The 14,492-nt window shown below is 68.0% G+C and carries 16 protein-coding genes; 2 read left to right on the top strand and 14 right to left on the bottom strand.

Going from position 1 to position 14,492, the window contains the following annotated elements; genetic code table 11:
- Positions 1-45 precede the first annotated feature (45 nt).
- From V5F78_RS04215 to V5F78_RS04200, 4 genes are all read right to left on the bottom strand, one after another.
- Positions 46-834, bottom strand: coding sequence for a DUF1217 domain-containing protein (locus V5F78_RS04215; RefSeq protein ID WP_394066270.1), 789 nt, complete (start codon positions 832-834; stop codon positions 46-48).
- 49 nt (positions 835-883) lie between these two features.
- Positions 884-1,168, bottom strand: a complete 285-nt coding sequence (locus tag V5F78_RS04210; RefSeq protein ID WP_394066272.1) for a hypothetical protein — start codon at positions 1,166-1,168, stop codon at positions 884-886.
- Positions 1,169-1,302: 134 nt separating this feature from the next.
- Complete coding sequence (locus tag V5F78_RS04205; RefSeq protein WP_394066274.1) at positions 1,303-2,595, bottom strand: ATP-dependent DNA helicase; 1,293 nt, start codon at positions 2,593-2,595, stop codon at positions 1,303-1,305.
- Positions 2,592-3,593, bottom strand: a complete 1,002-nt coding sequence (locus V5F78_RS04200; protein ID WP_394066276.1) for an adenosine kinase — start codon at positions 3,591-3,593, stop codon at positions 2,592-2,594. The genes V5F78_RS04205 and V5F78_RS04200 overlap by 4 nt, the downstream gene beginning before the upstream one ends.
- A gap of 320 nt (positions 3,594-3,913) precedes the next feature.
- Between V5F78_RS04200 and glmM the strand changes: the two genes are divergently transcribed.
- Positions 3,914-5,257, top strand: a complete 1,344-nt coding sequence (gene glmM / locus V5F78_RS04195) for a phosphoglucosamine mutase (protein ID WP_394066277.1) — start codon at positions 3,914-3,916, stop codon at positions 5,255-5,257.
- Positions 5,258-5,399: 142 nt separating this feature from the next.
- Positions 5,400-6,128 carry an outer membrane protein gene (locus tag V5F78_RS04190; protein ID WP_394066279.1) on the top strand — a complete coding sequence of 243 codons (729 nt, stop codon included), beginning with the start codon at positions 5,400-5,402 and terminating at the stop codon, positions 6,126-6,128.
- Positions 6,129-6,182: 54 nt separating this feature from the next.
- Here the strand turns inward: V5F78_RS04190 and V5F78_RS04185 are convergent, their stop codons facing one another.
- The 10 genes from V5F78_RS04185 to V5F78_RS04140 all read right to left on the bottom strand — a co-directional run bounded on the left by V5F78_RS04185 (position 6,183) and on the right by V5F78_RS04140 (position 14,491).
- Positions 6,183-6,593: a response regulator gene (locus tag V5F78_RS04185; protein ID WP_394066281.1), complete on the bottom strand. Its 411-nt coding sequence runs from the start codon at positions 6,591-6,593 to the stop codon at positions 6,183-6,185.
- Complete coding sequence (locus tag V5F78_RS04180) at positions 6,590-6,961, bottom strand: response regulator (protein WP_394066283.1); 372 nt, start codon at positions 6,959-6,961, stop codon at positions 6,590-6,592. The genes V5F78_RS04185 and V5F78_RS04180 overlap by 4 nt, the downstream gene beginning before the upstream one ends.
- A 131-nt stretch (positions 6,962-7,092) precedes the next feature.
- Complete coding sequence (locus tag V5F78_RS04175) at positions 7,093-7,473, bottom strand: hypothetical protein (protein WP_394066285.1); 381 nt, start codon at positions 7,471-7,473, stop codon at positions 7,093-7,095.
- A gap of 81 nt (positions 7,474-7,554) precedes the next feature.
- The gene (locus V5F78_RS04170; RefSeq protein ID WP_394066286.1) at positions 7,555-8,388 is read right to left on the bottom strand and encodes a MipA/OmpV family protein; all 834 of its coding nucleotides are present in this window, start codon (positions 8,386-8,388) and stop codon (positions 7,555-7,557) included.
- Positions 8,366-9,748: a sigma-54-dependent transcriptional regulator gene (locus V5F78_RS04165; RefSeq protein ID WP_394066288.1), complete on the bottom strand. Its 1,383-nt coding sequence runs from the start codon at positions 9,746-9,748 to the stop codon at positions 8,366-8,368. The genes V5F78_RS04170 and V5F78_RS04165 overlap by 23 nt, the downstream gene beginning before the upstream one ends.
- Positions 9,749-9,757: 9 nt before the next feature.
- Entirely contained in the window at positions 9,758-11,509 is a 1,752-nt protein-coding gene (locus V5F78_RS04160; RefSeq protein WP_394066290.1) for a sensor histidine kinase, read from the bottom strand.
- Positions 11,510-11,516: 7 nt separating this feature from the next.
- Positions 11,517-11,987: a DUF2147 domain-containing protein gene (locus V5F78_RS04155; RefSeq protein WP_394066292.1), complete on the bottom strand. Its 471-nt coding sequence runs from the start codon at positions 11,985-11,987 to the stop codon at positions 11,517-11,519.
- Positions 11,975-12,412, bottom strand: coding sequence for an EamA family transporter (locus tag V5F78_RS04150; RefSeq protein ID WP_394066293.1), 438 nt, complete (start codon positions 12,410-12,412; stop codon positions 11,975-11,977). Before V5F78_RS04150 ends, V5F78_RS04155 begins: the two co-directional genes overlap by 13 nt.
- Positions 12,409-13,617: a GNAT family N-acetyltransferase gene (locus V5F78_RS04145; RefSeq protein WP_394066295.1), complete on the bottom strand. Its 1,209-nt coding sequence runs from the start codon at positions 13,615-13,617 to the stop codon at positions 12,409-12,411. Before V5F78_RS04145 ends, V5F78_RS04150 begins: the two co-directional genes overlap by 4 nt.
- The gene (locus V5F78_RS04140; protein ID WP_394066297.1) at positions 13,607-14,491 is read right to left on the bottom strand and encodes an alpha/beta hydrolase; all 885 of its coding nucleotides are present in this window, start codon (positions 14,489-14,491) and stop codon (positions 13,607-13,609) included. The genes V5F78_RS04145 and V5F78_RS04140 overlap by 11 nt, the downstream gene beginning before the upstream one ends.
- Position 14,492 lies beyond the last annotated feature (1 nt).

Raw genomic sequence — 14,492 nt, 5'->3', positions numbered from 1 at the left:
ACGATGCTTCTGCAATGGCGTCGAAGCCATGAATCTCGACCGGTCCTAGCCGCCGTATCTCAGATTGAGCAGGCCAGAGCTGGTGCCGCTGCTGACCGATTGATTGATGCCGGAATCGAACAGAACCAGCACCGGGCTGGATTGGCTGTTATTGGTCACGTCCCACGTCACGGCGAAACGCTGGAGCAGCTTGTCCACCTTCGCGGGGTCCTTCAGATCGGCGATGTTGAGCCGCGACTTGACCGCCTCCGCCTGCTTGGCGATGTCCGCATTGGCCATGGCGTCGGGAAAGCCGAACACGGTCTTGCACACCTGCCACAATGCGGTATCGCCGAGCAGCCCATAGGCCGAGGTCACGGTCGGCGCCATGCGCTTGAAATAGAGCGCGAGCTTCACGCCCTGGTCGCTCTGGCCGGCGGTGTCCTCCAGCGATTGCTGGGCATATTTCGCCATCACCGTCTGCTGAAGCGCCTGGGTGGAAGTGGTGGCGGCGCCCAAAGTCTTGAAGGCGAACATCTTGGCCAACTGGGTGAAGCGCTGATCGTTCAACTTGTTGGCGAAGCTGTTCTTGTCGGAAAGGTCGCTGTCCAGCACCTTGCGCATGAAGCCCTTGGCATAGGTCATGTCGGAGAGGCCATAGGCGGTCATGGCATAATTGAACAGCCGGTAGTTTTTGATCAGATCGTCGGCGCTCTTCACCTTGCCGATATTGGCCTGGAAATAGGCGGTCTCGCGCGCCACCTGCGGGTCCTTCGCCTGCGCCTTCAGCGTATTGGCCATGTCCTTCGACAGATAGCGATAGGTCGCATAGGTGGAACCGAGGTCGATGGTCATGGCGTGGTCCTGACGGGCGGCAAGGGCGAGCGCGGCGCGGGCCGCAGACTTATTTTTCGCGCGTGGAATGGGCGCTCGAGCCGACCTCGGACAGGTCCGCCTTCATCACCGGCCGATAGGGATTGGTCTCGGCGGGCGCAGGGTCGGCCGCGACGCTCGGAGCGCTGGCGGCGGCGCGCATGTCCTCGGCCATGCGCGCGAGGATGCGCTGGGCATCGGCGATATTGCCGGCATTCACGGAAACCTCGACGGCATGAAGCGCGACGCGACGGACCTTCGCCACATCCAGGTGCGCGCCGCCGTGTTCGGATCCCAAGCTGGAAATCGTGGTCATGGCATCACCTCGCCGCTGCCGGCCGATCCGCGTCCCGCTTTCGATCGGGGCCACGCCGGTTTTGGAACGGTAAGCCGAGCCTTGCGCAGGAAGCTTGCGTGGGGCTTGCAGGACCAGCCCGCGCGCGTGAGCTGCTACATTTCGCCCGCTTCGAACGCCGCCATGAAGGCGGCGACGCGCCGGTCCACCCGGATATCGGAGGGGCGGATCTCGCGCACCAGCGACATGCCTTCCAGCGAGCGCGCGCGCGAGAGCGCCACATAGGCCTGCCCGGCGGCGAACGCGCCATTGTCGAAATCAATGCGCACGTCTTCCAGCGTCAGGCCCTGGGCCTTGTGCATGGTCATGGCCCAGGCGGGGACTAGCGGAAGCTGGGTATAGGCGCCCACCACCTGCACGTCGATGCGGCCGGAGGGCTCGTCCCACCCATAGCGGATGCGCTCCCAGGTGAAGCTCTCGATCTCCGCCGTGGACCCGCTGTCGAGCCGCACCATGGCGCTGTGGGCGCCGATGCCGACCACCGTGCCCACCGAGCCGTTGACCCAGCGGCGTGCGGGGTCATTACGCAAGGTCATGACCCGCGCGCCGGGCTTGAGAACGAGCCGTTCCGGCACCGGCAGGCGGTCGCCCTCCAGGCCGAACTCGCCCTTCAGCACGCCTGCGAACTCGCGCGCCTCCCCGGCCAGATTGGCGAGGCCGCGCTGGTTATAGGCATCCGCCCGCGCATTGGTGGGGGTGAGCAGAACCGGCTGCACGCCCGGCCGGTGCGCCCGCACGCAGGCGGCGTTGATGGCCTCCAGCGTCTCGCGCATGCGCTCGCCCCGGCGCAGGTTGGCGAGATGGGAAATGAACGCCCGGTCGCTCTGGCGGTGCACGGTGAGGAACGGCGCGCGGGCCAGCTCCTGCTCCGCCAGCGCCTTGGCATGGAACGCGAACGGCCCCTCGTAGCCCATGCGCGCGAGCATGTCCTGCTCGGCCAGCGGCACCACCGGCGGCAATTGCAGGAAATCGCCCACCAGCACCATCTGCACGCCGCCGAACGGCTCGGAATTGTCGCGCGAGATGCGCAGCGCGCGGTCCACCGTGTCCAGCAGGTCGGCCCGCACCATGGAGATTTCGTCGATGATGACGCGGTCCAGCTTCTTCAGCAGGCGGCGCACCTGCACGCGCGGCTTCACCTCGTCGGGATTGAGGATGCGCGGGGGAATGCCGAAGAAGGAATGGATGGTCTGCCCGCCCAATTGCAGGGCGGCGACGCCGGTGGGCGCCAGGAACACCTGGCGCCCACGGGGCATCTTGCGCAATTCGTGCAGGAAGGTGGTCTTGCCGGTTCCGGCGCCGCCGAGCACCAGCAAGGTGCGCGCCCCGCCGTCGATCTGGCGCAGCGCGCGGGTGGCGCCGTCTTCCTGCGCGACGAGTTCGCTCACTTCAGCAGGCCGCCCTCTTGCGCCAAAGCGATCAGATCCTTCTGCGGCCGCGCGCCGAGATGGGAGATGACCTCGCTCGCCGCCAGCGCGCCGAGGCGCAACGCGGTGGCCGGATCGCGCCCGGTGGCATGGCCGAACAGGAAGCCCGCCGCGAACAGGTCGCCCGCGCCGGTGGTGTCCACCACCTCGGCCACGGGATGGGCGGGAACGGTGACGGTGGCATCGGCGGTGAGGAACACCGCGCCCTTCTCGCTGCGCGTCACCACCGCCTGGCGGGCATCGCGGCGCAATTGCACCAGCGCGGCATCCACCTCGGCGGTCTCATAGAGCGACTTCACCTCGGCCTCGTTGCAGAACACGAGGTCCACCACGCCGGAGCGCAGCAGATCGAGGAATTCGGCGCGGTAGCGATCGACGCAGAACGCATCCGACAGGCTGAGCGCGACCTGCCGGCCGGCCCCGTGGGCAATCTCGGCGGCCGTCAGGAACGCCTGCTTCGCCGCCGGCGGATCCCACAGATAGCCTTCCAGATAAGTGATGCCGGCGCTCGCCACCACGGCCGGGTCGATCTGGGCGGGGGTGAGGTTCTGCGCCGCGCCGAGATAGGTGTTCATGGTGCGCTCGCCGTCCGGTGTCACCAGGATCAGGCAGCGCGCGGTGGCCGGGCCCTCGCCGGCGGCGGGGGTGGCATAGGCGACGCCGGCAGCGCGGATGTCGTGGGCGAACACGGTGCCGAGCCCGTCCTGCCGCACCAGCCCGACGAAGCCGGCGCGCGCGCCGAACGAGGCGACGCCCGCCGCCGTATTGGCCGCCGAGCCGCCGGACACCTCGACGCCCGGCCCCATCGCGCCATAGAGCTGTTCGGCGCGGGCCTCGTCGATCAGCGTCATGGAGCCCTTGGGCATCGTCTGAGCGAGGAGGAAATCCTCCTCGGCGCGGGCGATGACGTCGACGATCGCATTGCCGATGGTGAGCACATCGAGGGTCGGTGCAGGCACGGGCGGGACACTCCGGGAGAAAACACAGGGTCCAGCGGTAGCACCCGCGCACCGGATCGGGCAATCGCAAGTCGCGTGTTTGTCCGCGCTATGCGCGTTTGGCCCGCCCGGCGCCGGTTCGCCCCATTGAGCCGGGGATTGTCACCTGCGCTCATAAAAATTGACCCGCCGTAAGGCGCTGCCATGCTACATGGCGGCGATTGCTGCGCGAATTTGGTTTGGCGCCTGGCTTGGTACGGACGAAGCGCGACCCCCCGCCGCTTCTCCGCCGCCTCCCGGCGACAGACCGTCACAAATCCAGGGTGCGGGGGTCCGATAGTATGGCACGCAAGTATTTCGGCACGGATGGCGTGCGCGGCAGAGCCAATGCCACCCTGACGGCGGATCTCGCCCTGCGGGTGGGCATGGCGGCAGGGCTCACCTTCCGCCGCGGCGAGCACCGCCACCGGGTGGTGATCGGCAAGGACACCCGCCTGTCCGGCTATATGATCGAGAATGCGCTGGTGGCGGGCTTCACCTCGGTCGGCCTCGACGTGCTGCTGCTGGGCCCCATGCCGACGCCGGCGGTGGGCATGCTCACGCGCTCCATGCGCGCCGATCTCGGGGTGATGATCTCGGCCTCGCACAATCTGTTCGACGACAACGGCATCAAGCTGTTCGGACCCGACGGCTTCAAGCTCTCCGACGCCATCGAGCTGGACATCGAGGAGCTGATCGACGGCGACATGTCGCGCAAGCTCGCCAAGCCCACCGAGATCGGCCGCGCCCGGCGGCTGGAGGGCGTGCATGCCCGCTATATCGAATATGCCAAGCGCACCCTGCCGCGCGGCCAGTCGTTCGAGGGGCTGCGGGTGGTGGTGGATTGCGCCAACGGCGCCGCCTATCGCGTCGCCCCCGAGGCGCTGTGGGAATTGGGCGCGGACGTGATCGCCATCGGCGCCGAGCCCGATGGCATCAACATCAATCGCGACGTGGGCTCCACCTCGCCCGCCGCCCTCTCCGCCAAGGTGCGCGAAGTGCGCGCCGACATCGGCATCGCCCTCGACGGGGATGCGGACCGCGTGCTGATGGTGGACGAGAAGGGCCATATCATCGACGGCGACCAGATCATGGCCGTGGTGGCCGAGAGCTTCAAGGCCGACGGCCGCCTCTCGCGCAACGGCATCGTGGCGACGGTGATGTCCAATCTCGGGCTTGAGCGGCATCTCATGGATATCGGCCTCAGCCTCGCCCGCACCTCCGTGGGCGACCGGTATGTGCTCGAGCGCATGCTGTCCGACGGCTATAATGTGGGCGGCGAGCAATCCGGCCACATCATCCTTTCGGATTATTCCACCACCGGCGACGGGCTGGTGGCGGCGCTCCAGGTGCTGGCGGTGGTGGCTGGCAAGGAACGGCCGGCCTCGGAAATCTGCCATCGCTTCGACCCCTTGCCGCAGATTCTCAAGAATGTGCGCTATCAGTCCGGCGCCCCGCTGGAGAATGAGAAGGTCCAGGTGGCCATCGCCGATGCCGAGCGGCGGCTTGCCAATCATGGGCGGCTGCTGATTCGCCCCTCCGGCACGGAACCGGTGATCCGCGTCATGGGCGAGGGCGACGACCGCGACCTGGTGGAGACCGTGGTGGACGAGGTGATCGACGCCCTGAAGCGCGTCGCCGCCTGATGGAGCAGGCGCGCGCTCTGGCCGGCGGGGCCGGCGCGCGGGGCGTGAAAGAGATTTGTTAGGGTTAACGGGCATTTAAGCATCTGCTGAGAAGGTCTGACGGCGCGGGGCGGAAACCTCCCGCCCCGTTCGGATCCTCGCCATGATGCCCCTGCCCTTCCCCCGTCCCGTTTTTCTCGCCCTCGCGACGATGCTGCTGGCCTGCGCGAGCCAGACTTCGGCGAGCCAGGCGGCCGATTTGCCGCCCGGCTTCCTCGGCAAGGCCGGCGATTTCACGCTGAATGCCCCCGAGGTGGAAGACGACGCCCCGTCCGGCTGGTACTTCCGCGCCGACACGGGCTATGCCTCCGCCTCCGCCGCCACAAGAACCGGCGCCCTGGCCTTTCCGATGAGCAGCGAGGGGGACGCCTGGACCCTCGGCGGCGGCATTGGCTATCGCCTGCTGCCCTTCCTGCGCGCCGATTTCACGATGGATTACATGGCGCCGTTCAATGCGGCGGCCAGCGGCGGCGGCGTGCAGGTCTCCGCCACCACCGCGCTCGCCAGCGCCTATTGGGACATCGCCACCTGGAACGGCCTGACACCTTATGTGGGCGGCGGCCTGGGCTTCGGCATCGTGTCGCTGGAGCGCGATCCGTTCCTGGCGGTGGGCGGCATCCATACGCAGGATTGGCGGTTCACCTGGGAACTGGCGGCCGGCGTCAGCTGGGCCATCACGCCGGGCCTCAGCCTCGATGTCGGCTATCGCTATCTGTCCATCGACACGCCGGGCCTTTCCCCGGCTGGCGTATTCACGCCAACCAGCACGCCGGTCGTGCAGGAGATCGACGCCCATCAGTTCCGCATCGGCGTGCGATACGCGCTGAAGTGAGGACCGCGCCTTCGCAGTGCCTTACGTTTGGGAATAATGATCGGGCGATGCGCCTCAGCGATTGCGGGCGCGCGCCGCCATGAGCTGCTTGATGCGCTCGACCACCGATTGCGGCTCATAGGGGCGGGAGAGGTGGGGCCCCTCGTCGCACAGCTCGGCGGCCTCGTTCGCGGCCTTGGCGGGCGTGCCGGCGAGAATGACATCCACCGTCGGATGGTTCTCGCGCACGAACGCGGCGAGGGCAAAGCCCACGAGCCGGCCAGGGGCCAGAATATCGGCCAGCATCACATCGAAGGGCTGCTCCGCATTGGCGAGCAGGTCGAGCGCCTCATCCGCGCTCGCCGCCTCCGCGACCTGATAGCCGCAGGTGCGCAGATATTCGGCCAGCACGTGGCGCACTACGATATCGGCGTCCAGCACGATGACGCGCGGGCGCTCTTCCACCAATGGGCCTGCTTCGCTCATATATTCTCCTTTGATGAGGGATCCAGCAGCGCTGCAATGCGCGCGACCGCTTCGCCGAGCACATAGGGCTTGGGAATGAAGGCGGTTGTGTCTGCGCCCTCCAGCCGCTCGAGATGGCCGGATGTGATGAGAACAGGAAGTTCGGGCCGCTCGCGCTTCAGGCGGCTCGCCAAGGCGAGCCCGTCGACCGCACCGGGCATGCGCACATCGGTGAACACCAGATCCACCGCAAGCCCAGCGGAGAGCGCAAGGATCGCCTCGTCCGCAGACGCCGCTTCCACAACGCGAAACCCCTGATCGCGCAAGGCTTCCGCGATGACCAGCCGGACCAGGGGCTCGTCCTCGACGACCAGAATTGTGCGGGGCACGTCATCTCGGTGCGGTACGTGCTCCATCATGGCGCTCAATGGCCGTTTCCCCCCTGAGACTATGGGGAAGGAACGGCCGCTTCTCCAAATGGTTCCGCTTCAGCTCGAAAAATGCGCCGCGCTCCCGGCGCCTAATTGGCCGCGTCCGGCGCACCCGCGCCGCCCTCTTCCCGAAACTTCCGCACCGCCGCGGCGCGGCGCATCCGCTCCGCCAGCTCCGCCAGGAAGGCACGGGCGATGACGCCGTCGAATCCCTCGATGAAGCTCATGGCCGAGATGTTCTCGAACGGCGGGGAAATCACTTCGACCCGCTGGCCGTCCTCGTCGCGGAAGGTGGCACCGAACCAAACGGTGGACTCATCCCCGCCCTCGCCCTTGCGCTCGCCCTCATGGGCGCCGAACACGCGGAACTTGTCCGCGCCGAGATCCTTCGCCGCGCGCTCCACCTGATCCCAGCTCATCACCGGATGCGCGGGTTCATCTTGCTTTCGGTCTGTCCGGCGATCGCTCATCGGGTCCTCCACGGTGCCGAGGGTCGGCGGCGGGGCGCAAATGTCAAGGCGCCCCTCGCGCCGGAACCATTCTCTCCCCGCTCATGGAAACTGGAACGCTCGCTCGAAGCCGACGCCCAGTGTGATCTGGTTGGTCCCGTCCAGGCGCTTGGTGATCGGGCTCGCCGCCGCCGACCCGACCAGCCGATCGTATCCGCCGTACACGGTGGCGGTCCATTCGGGCGACACCTCATAGCTGACCGACCCCGCAAGGCCCGCCGACTTCGCGCCCGCGGACGCCTCATAGACCGGCAGCGTGGGATTGAGCGCCGCCGTCACCGCGCCGACGCCGAACTCGGTCTGCATGGCATTGGCGTCCGCCAGATTGAGACGCGGGCCGATGGCGAAGGTGAACTTGTCCATCGTATGGACGAGATCCATCGCCAGCGTGCCGGTGAGGCCGTCGCCGCCGTTCACGCCCTGGCGCAGCTCGACGCGCGTGCGGATGACATGGTCGATGGGCCAGAACTCGGCGAACGCGCCGAGTTCGATGGCGGAGGAATAGCCCGGCAGCCCCGGCAGGGCGCCGTTCGGCCGGGAATCGCGCAGGGCCGCGAGCGGGCCGAGCGAGATGCCGCCAAAACTCAGCATCGACACGGAAAAATCGTCGTCCGGAGCGCTGAAGGTCACGGGTTCGTCGGCGCGGCGAATGTCGAAGCTCGGCATGAAGGTGGGCCCCACCTTGGATGTGCCGGGAAAGCTCGGGGCGCTCGCCAGCGTGCCGCCGATGGAAACGATCCAGCCCGCGCCGGACCCTTCCCCATCGCCCGCGCGGGCAATGGGCGGCCGGCCCACGACGACGGCGAGGGCGAGGAGCAGCGGCGCGGTCGGCCGCAGCCGCCGCGCGCGCCCATTATTCCGGGCTTTCAGCGACACGGGACACCTTGATTGCGAATTTCTTGATGCGATGCCAGAGGCTGCGCTCGGTGATGCCCAGGCGTTCGGCGGCACGCGCCTGGACCCCTCCCGCCTCCTTCAGCGCTTCGAGAACGAAATCCCGCTCGATCCGCGCCAATTCCCCATCGAGATCGGACGGCAGGGCGCGCACGTCCCCGCCGGAGCCGCCTTCGAGGCCGAACAGCAGCAGGTCCTTTTCCCCCACCTCGCTGCCGCGCGCGACGATGGCGGCGCGCTCCATGCTGTTCTGCAATTCGCGGATGTTGCCGGGCCAGGAATACCGGGTCATGGCGGCGATCGCGCCCGGGCTGAGCCCGGTGATGCGCTTGCCCATGTCCTGCGCCGCCTGGTTCAGGAAATGCGTGGCGAGAAGGGCGATATCTTCCCGTCGTTCGCGCAGCGGCGGCAGCGTGATGGGGAAGACCGCGAGGCGGTAATACAGATCCATACGGAACCCGCCGCTGGCGATCTGCTTATGCAGATCCTTGTGGGTGGCGGCGATGATGCGCACGTCCACCTTCACGCTCTTGCTGCTTCCGAGCGGCTCGAAGCATTGCTCCTGGATCGCGCGCAGCACCTTGGCCTGCACCGCCAGCGGCATGTCGGCGATCTCGTCGAGAAACAGGGTGCCCCGGTCGGCGGCGGTGAACCGGCCGTCGCGGCTTCCGCTCGCCCCCGTGAAGGCCCCCTTGATATGGCCGAACAATTCGCTCTCGATCAGCGTTTCGGGGATCGCCGCGCAATTGACCGCGACGAACGGCAGGTCGCGGCGCGGGCTGTTGTAGTGGATGGCGCGCGCGACCAGTTCCTTGCCGGTGCCGCTTTCCCCCTGGAGCAGAACCGTCGCCCGGCTCTGCGCCACCTCGCTGACCTGCCGCAGCACCTCGGCGAACGGCGGGCTGCGGCCCACCAGATTGTCGAACTTGTAGCGCCCCTCCAGCTCGGTGCGCAGGCGGGCATTCTCATTGACCACGGCGCGGATCTTCAGCGCGCGTTCGATGGTGGCGACCACATCGTCCAGCTCGAACGGCTTGGCGACATAATCAAACGCGCCGTCCTTCACGAGATCGACCGCGCCGCGCACCGTCGCATAGGCGGTCATGATGATGACCGGCAGTTCGGGACGCCCCTCCTTCAGCGCATGGAGCAGGTCCCGCCCGGTTCGATCGGGCATCCGCAAATCGCTCAGCACCACGTCCACCGCATGGGTCTTGCAATAAGCGAGCGCGGCATCGACGCTGTTCACCGACGCGGCCTCGAAGCCGCGTTCCACGAGCGCGGCTTCCAGCACTTCGCCCAGGCGGATCTCGTCATCGACGACAAGGATATTGGGTGCCATTCGGCCTTCTCATTGTGCGTGCAGGGGCAGATGGATGGTGAAGATCGTGCCGCCGGACGGCGCGTCGCGATACTCAACGGTTCCCGCGTGCGCCTGCACTGTGGCCTGAACCTTGGCCAGTCCAAGGCCGGTGCCATTTACCTTGCTGGTCACGAACGGCTCGAACACGCGGTCGCGCATCTCGGGTGCGACGCCCGGACCATTGTCCTCGATCTCGATGCGCACGCCGTCGCTCTCCAGGGCGACCCGCGCGATGATGTGGCCCCCTTGCGGCGCGGCCTCCACCGCGTTCAGCAGCAGGTTCAGCAGCGCCTGATGCAGCCGGTCGGCGTCGCCCATCACGGGAACCGGAATGTCGGGCAGACGCACGGCCAGCGTCACCTGCCGCCGCTCCAGTTCCGGCGCCGCAAAGCCGAGCACCGGGCGCACCACATCCGAAACCAGTTCCACGGGAACATGCTGGCATTGCGTCGGCCGGGCATAATCGAGCAGTTCGCGAACCAGGCGCTCGATGCGGTTCACCTCGTCCAGCACGAACATCATCAGCCGGTCCTCGCCCGGCGCCATCTGCGTCTTGCGGCGCACCAGCTCGGTCGAGGTCTTGATGATGCCGAGCGGATTGCGAATTTCGTGGGCGATCACCGCCGCCGCCTCGCCCAGGGTGGCGAGCTGGGCGCGGTGGCGCATCTCCGCCTCCAGGTTGCGCAGGGTCTCGAGCTGGGCGGTCATGGCATTGAAGCCGATCGCGAGTTCCTCGATCTCGCGCCCGCCCTCCTCGCGCACGCGGGTGTGGTAATCGCCCTCCGCCACCGCGCGCACGCCGCGCGTGAGGGCGCGCAGCGGGTCACTGAGCCGGCGCGACATCGCCATGCCCACGAGCAGCGAGAGCAGGCCCGCGATGCCGGCCAGCGCGATGAACAGCCAGAGGGTTCCAAGGCGCTCTAAGGCCGCCGACACGCCGTTGAGGCGGCAGGCGATAATGCCGACGAGCCGTTGGCGATCGTCGCGCAACGCGGCGAATGCCACCGCCGAGCCGTTGTTGACCCGATGGGGCAGCAACGCGCTGTCCGCACCCGAGCGCAGCACGGCCAGGACATCGGGCGGCACCTCGAAGGGGGGCCCCCCGCTGCGCGCGAGGTCCCGCAATTGCCCGTCCTCGGACACCTCGATCAGGTGCAGATCCAGGGACCGGATGCTTTGCGGCGCATTGAAGAATTGTTCGTCGAGCACATTGGCGACGAACAGGAAGGCATCCACCCCGCCAATCCGCAGCGCCTGCACCGCCCCGACCATCATGGCCGGCTGTTCGTGCTCCGTGACGAAAAAGATTGATGCGATGGGTTCGCGCGGCAATGGCTGAAGCAGCTCGATGTCTCCGGCCGAGAACAGCACCTTGCCGTCCCCGGTGTAGAGACGCACGAAATCATAACCCACGGAGGCGAGCAGATCGGCGAACGGGCCGATGGGATCGGCCCCGCCGGTCTCGGTGCCGTTGCTCTGGCGCGACAGGGCGGCGGCGACGATCGCGGTTGCGTGCTGGGCCTCCTCCTTGCCCTCCGCCGTCTCATTGGCGAGGAAATGCGCGATCTCGCCGATCCATTGCTCGACATTGCTCTCGAACGCGGCGGAGATCACCTGCGCCGCGATGAAGCTCGCGATCAGCACCGGAGGCACGCTCACCAGTAGGAACGACAGGGTGAGGCGCAGGCGCAGCGGCAGCCGGGACCACCAGGCGAATGCGGATTGCCGGCATTGCGTCATGGCGGGTTCAATGCTCGCCCTTGCCCGCAGCGCCGTCGCAGCGCGGCAGGACCGCGGGCGCGCGGCTCCAGACCAGGGTTCGCCCAAGCGCCTTCACGCCCACGAATCCGGTGACGGAAATGGCCTCCTTGCCGCTCCGCTGGATGGCGGCGCTATAGCGCGCGCCACGTTCGGGATCGTAGATCCAGCCGCCCTCCCAGCTTTCGCCCTGCGGGGCGAGGCCGCCGATCACCTCGACGCCGCACAACGGCCGGTTCCGCAGGGATTCATCGGCATTGTCTTCGTCGCGCACGGGCAGGCCCGCCTCGTCTCGGGGTGTCTTCAGCCACACAATATGCCCGCACAGCGTGGTGCCGCACAGATGCAGATCAACAGCGGCCTCGCCATCGTCGGTGAGCCAGACCCCGGAGATGTCGGGCGCGGCAGCAGCGCCGCAAGCCGAGGCGAGAAGAAGGGCGGCGGCGATCAATCCACGCATGAACGATGCTCCAGAACGGGGGCGGGGCGATGTGCGGGCGCGGCCTCGTCTTCTGCGCCGATGAGAGCGACGCCGAGCAGGATCAGCACGATGCCGGCGCAGGCGCGCGCATCAATCGTCTCGCCGAAGGCCATCCAGGCCACCAGCGGCACCGTGACATAGCTCAGCGCGGTCAGCGGGAACGCGCGGCTCAAGGTGCTCCCCTGGAGCACCATCATCCAGAGCACATAGGTCACGATGTAAAGCGCGATCGCGATCCAAGCCGCCGGCGCGGCGCAGGCCGCCGCGAGGAAAGCGCCCCCGAGGGGAATATCGCCGATCGCCTCGGCGCTCGCCTTGAACGCGATCTGGGTCGCCGTATCGGCGGCGAGGAAGGTCGCGAACAGCAGGAGGGCGGAGGGCGGCAAGGGTGCCAAGCGCTTCATGGGCGGCGCCTTCCCCGCGCGTGCCGCAGGTCCGGGTCCCAGCGGGGAAACGCCAGCAGCGGCGCCGCCAGGCGGATCGCCTGGTGGATCACGCGATTGCGGTGCTTCACCAGATGCACGCGCGGCTCCAGCGTGCTGCCGAACCGCAGCTTGGAGGCATAGGCGGTCTGTCCGGTCTGGAGATAGCGGCGGCCGATGCGCTGGCAGAAGCGCACGTTCTCCATCCAGCTCAGGGCATAGAGATCGTGATCGGGGCCGAGCGGATAGGCCATGCCGAGGAATTTGTCGATGACGCGATCACCCTCCACCAGCAGCAGGTTGAAGGCCGCGAGCACCCCGTCCACGCGATAGCAGGCGAACACCGCCTGCCCGCCGAGGGCCGCCGCGATGCGGGGAAAATAATCGCCGGGCAATTCCTCGAAATCGCCGTAGCGTACGTGGCTGCGGGTGCGGGTGGAGTCGTAGAGGGCGGCAATTTCGTGTTCGATCCCGGCGATCGAGCTGCGCCACTCGACATCCACCTCGCCGGCCCGTCGCAGCTTGCGGCGCAGATCCTTGCGGGTCGCCGATGAGAGGTGCGCGAGATAGGCGTCGAGATCGCGGCACCCGGCGAGATCGAGCACCGCGACCGGCAGGCTTTCGATGGCCACATAGCCGGCGGCGGACAGCGCCGGGGAGAAGCGCTCCAGATCCGGCGGGGCGATATCCTTGAAGGCGATCAGCGACGCGTTCTGCCGCCGCGCCTGCGCCTCCACGGCTTGGCACAATGCGGCGGCCACCGGCTGGCGTGCGCCCGGCGCAACACGCGGGTGCAGGGAGATGGGGCAGCGCTCGGTGAAGGGCGAGCCGACGCCGAGCATCCGCCATTCCATGAGGCGCGGCGCCCGCGCCGCGATGGCCGCGCAGACCCGCCCGAGGACCCCGTCCTGAAACGGCGTGTCCAGGCGATACTTCAGGGTGAAAAGGCATGCTCCCGCGGCAAAGCCGTGCCCATCGTTCACCGCCACCGCCGCAAGCTCCATCGCCTGCGGCGGATCAATTTCGCAGGTCCGCAGATACGCCCAGCCTTCGCTCTCGCCCGGCCGGTCCGCGTCCCAGTCCGCCTTCTCGATGGCCCGGATCCCCGGCATCGTGCCGCCGGTGACGGTGGATGCCGCGAGCGGCACGGATGCAAGCCAGGGGGAAAGAAGCGCCTCATGCGACATGGGCGACCTCCGCTTTCGCAGGCATCGCCGGGGTCTGCCGGTGGGGACCGGCCGAACGGGCGGCCGGCGCCATCGGGGCCGCGACGATGGCCTGCGCGAAGGCAGCCACCTTTTCGGTGACGAGGTGATGCTGACGGTCCAGCGTCACCAGATGATAGCTGTCCTCCAGCACCAGGGATTCCACCGGCCCGCCCAGCCGGCGCTGGAGGAAGAAAGCATTGTCGAGGCTCGCGACATCGTCGTGGCGGGCATGGACGATGAGGGCCGGCTGGCGGATCTGGGGCAAAAGCGGCTTCAGCGCCGCGACGAGCCGCCAGAGCTGGCGCAGCGCCTGGGCGGGTGTCGCCAAGATGCCGGCATCCCCGTTTCCCTGCCGCAGCGCGCGGGCGACGATGCCGCGCGTGCGCTCGTCCTTCAGGCCATAGGGTTCGCGCTCGACGAAACGATAGCGCCGGCCGAGGGGCGTATTGATGAGCAGGCGCAGCAGGAAGCTATAGCGCGGGATCGACCAGCCGTCGTATCGCAAGGTCGGGGCGAGCATGATGAGCGCCCGCACCCGCTGCGGCTCGCGCGCCGCCAGAAGCGCGGCCAGCAGCGCGCCCATGGACAGGCCGCCGACCAGCACATAGGCGCATCGCGCCTCCAGCGTGGCGAGGGCCGCCTCGGCGCTGGCATACCAATCCTCGAACGAGGTCGCGGCAAGCTCGTCCTCGCTGCCGCCATGGCCCGCGAGCTGGCAGCACAGCACGGTCATGCCGGCGGCGGCGAGCCGGCGCGCCACCTGGCGCATCTCCACCGGCGTGCCGCCGAGGCCGTGGATGAGCAGGACGCCGGCCGGGCCGCCTTCCAGCAGCAGGCTACGATCAATGGACATG

The sequence above is a fragment of the Roseixanthobacter glucoisosaccharinicivorans genome (assembly GCF_043195095.2).
GTDB lineage: Bacteria > Pseudomonadota > Alphaproteobacteria > Rhizobiales > Xanthobacteraceae > NCEH01.
The sequence above is the reverse complement of the archived record's forward strand: the minus strand, read 5'-3'. Positions and strand labels throughout refer to the sequence as shown.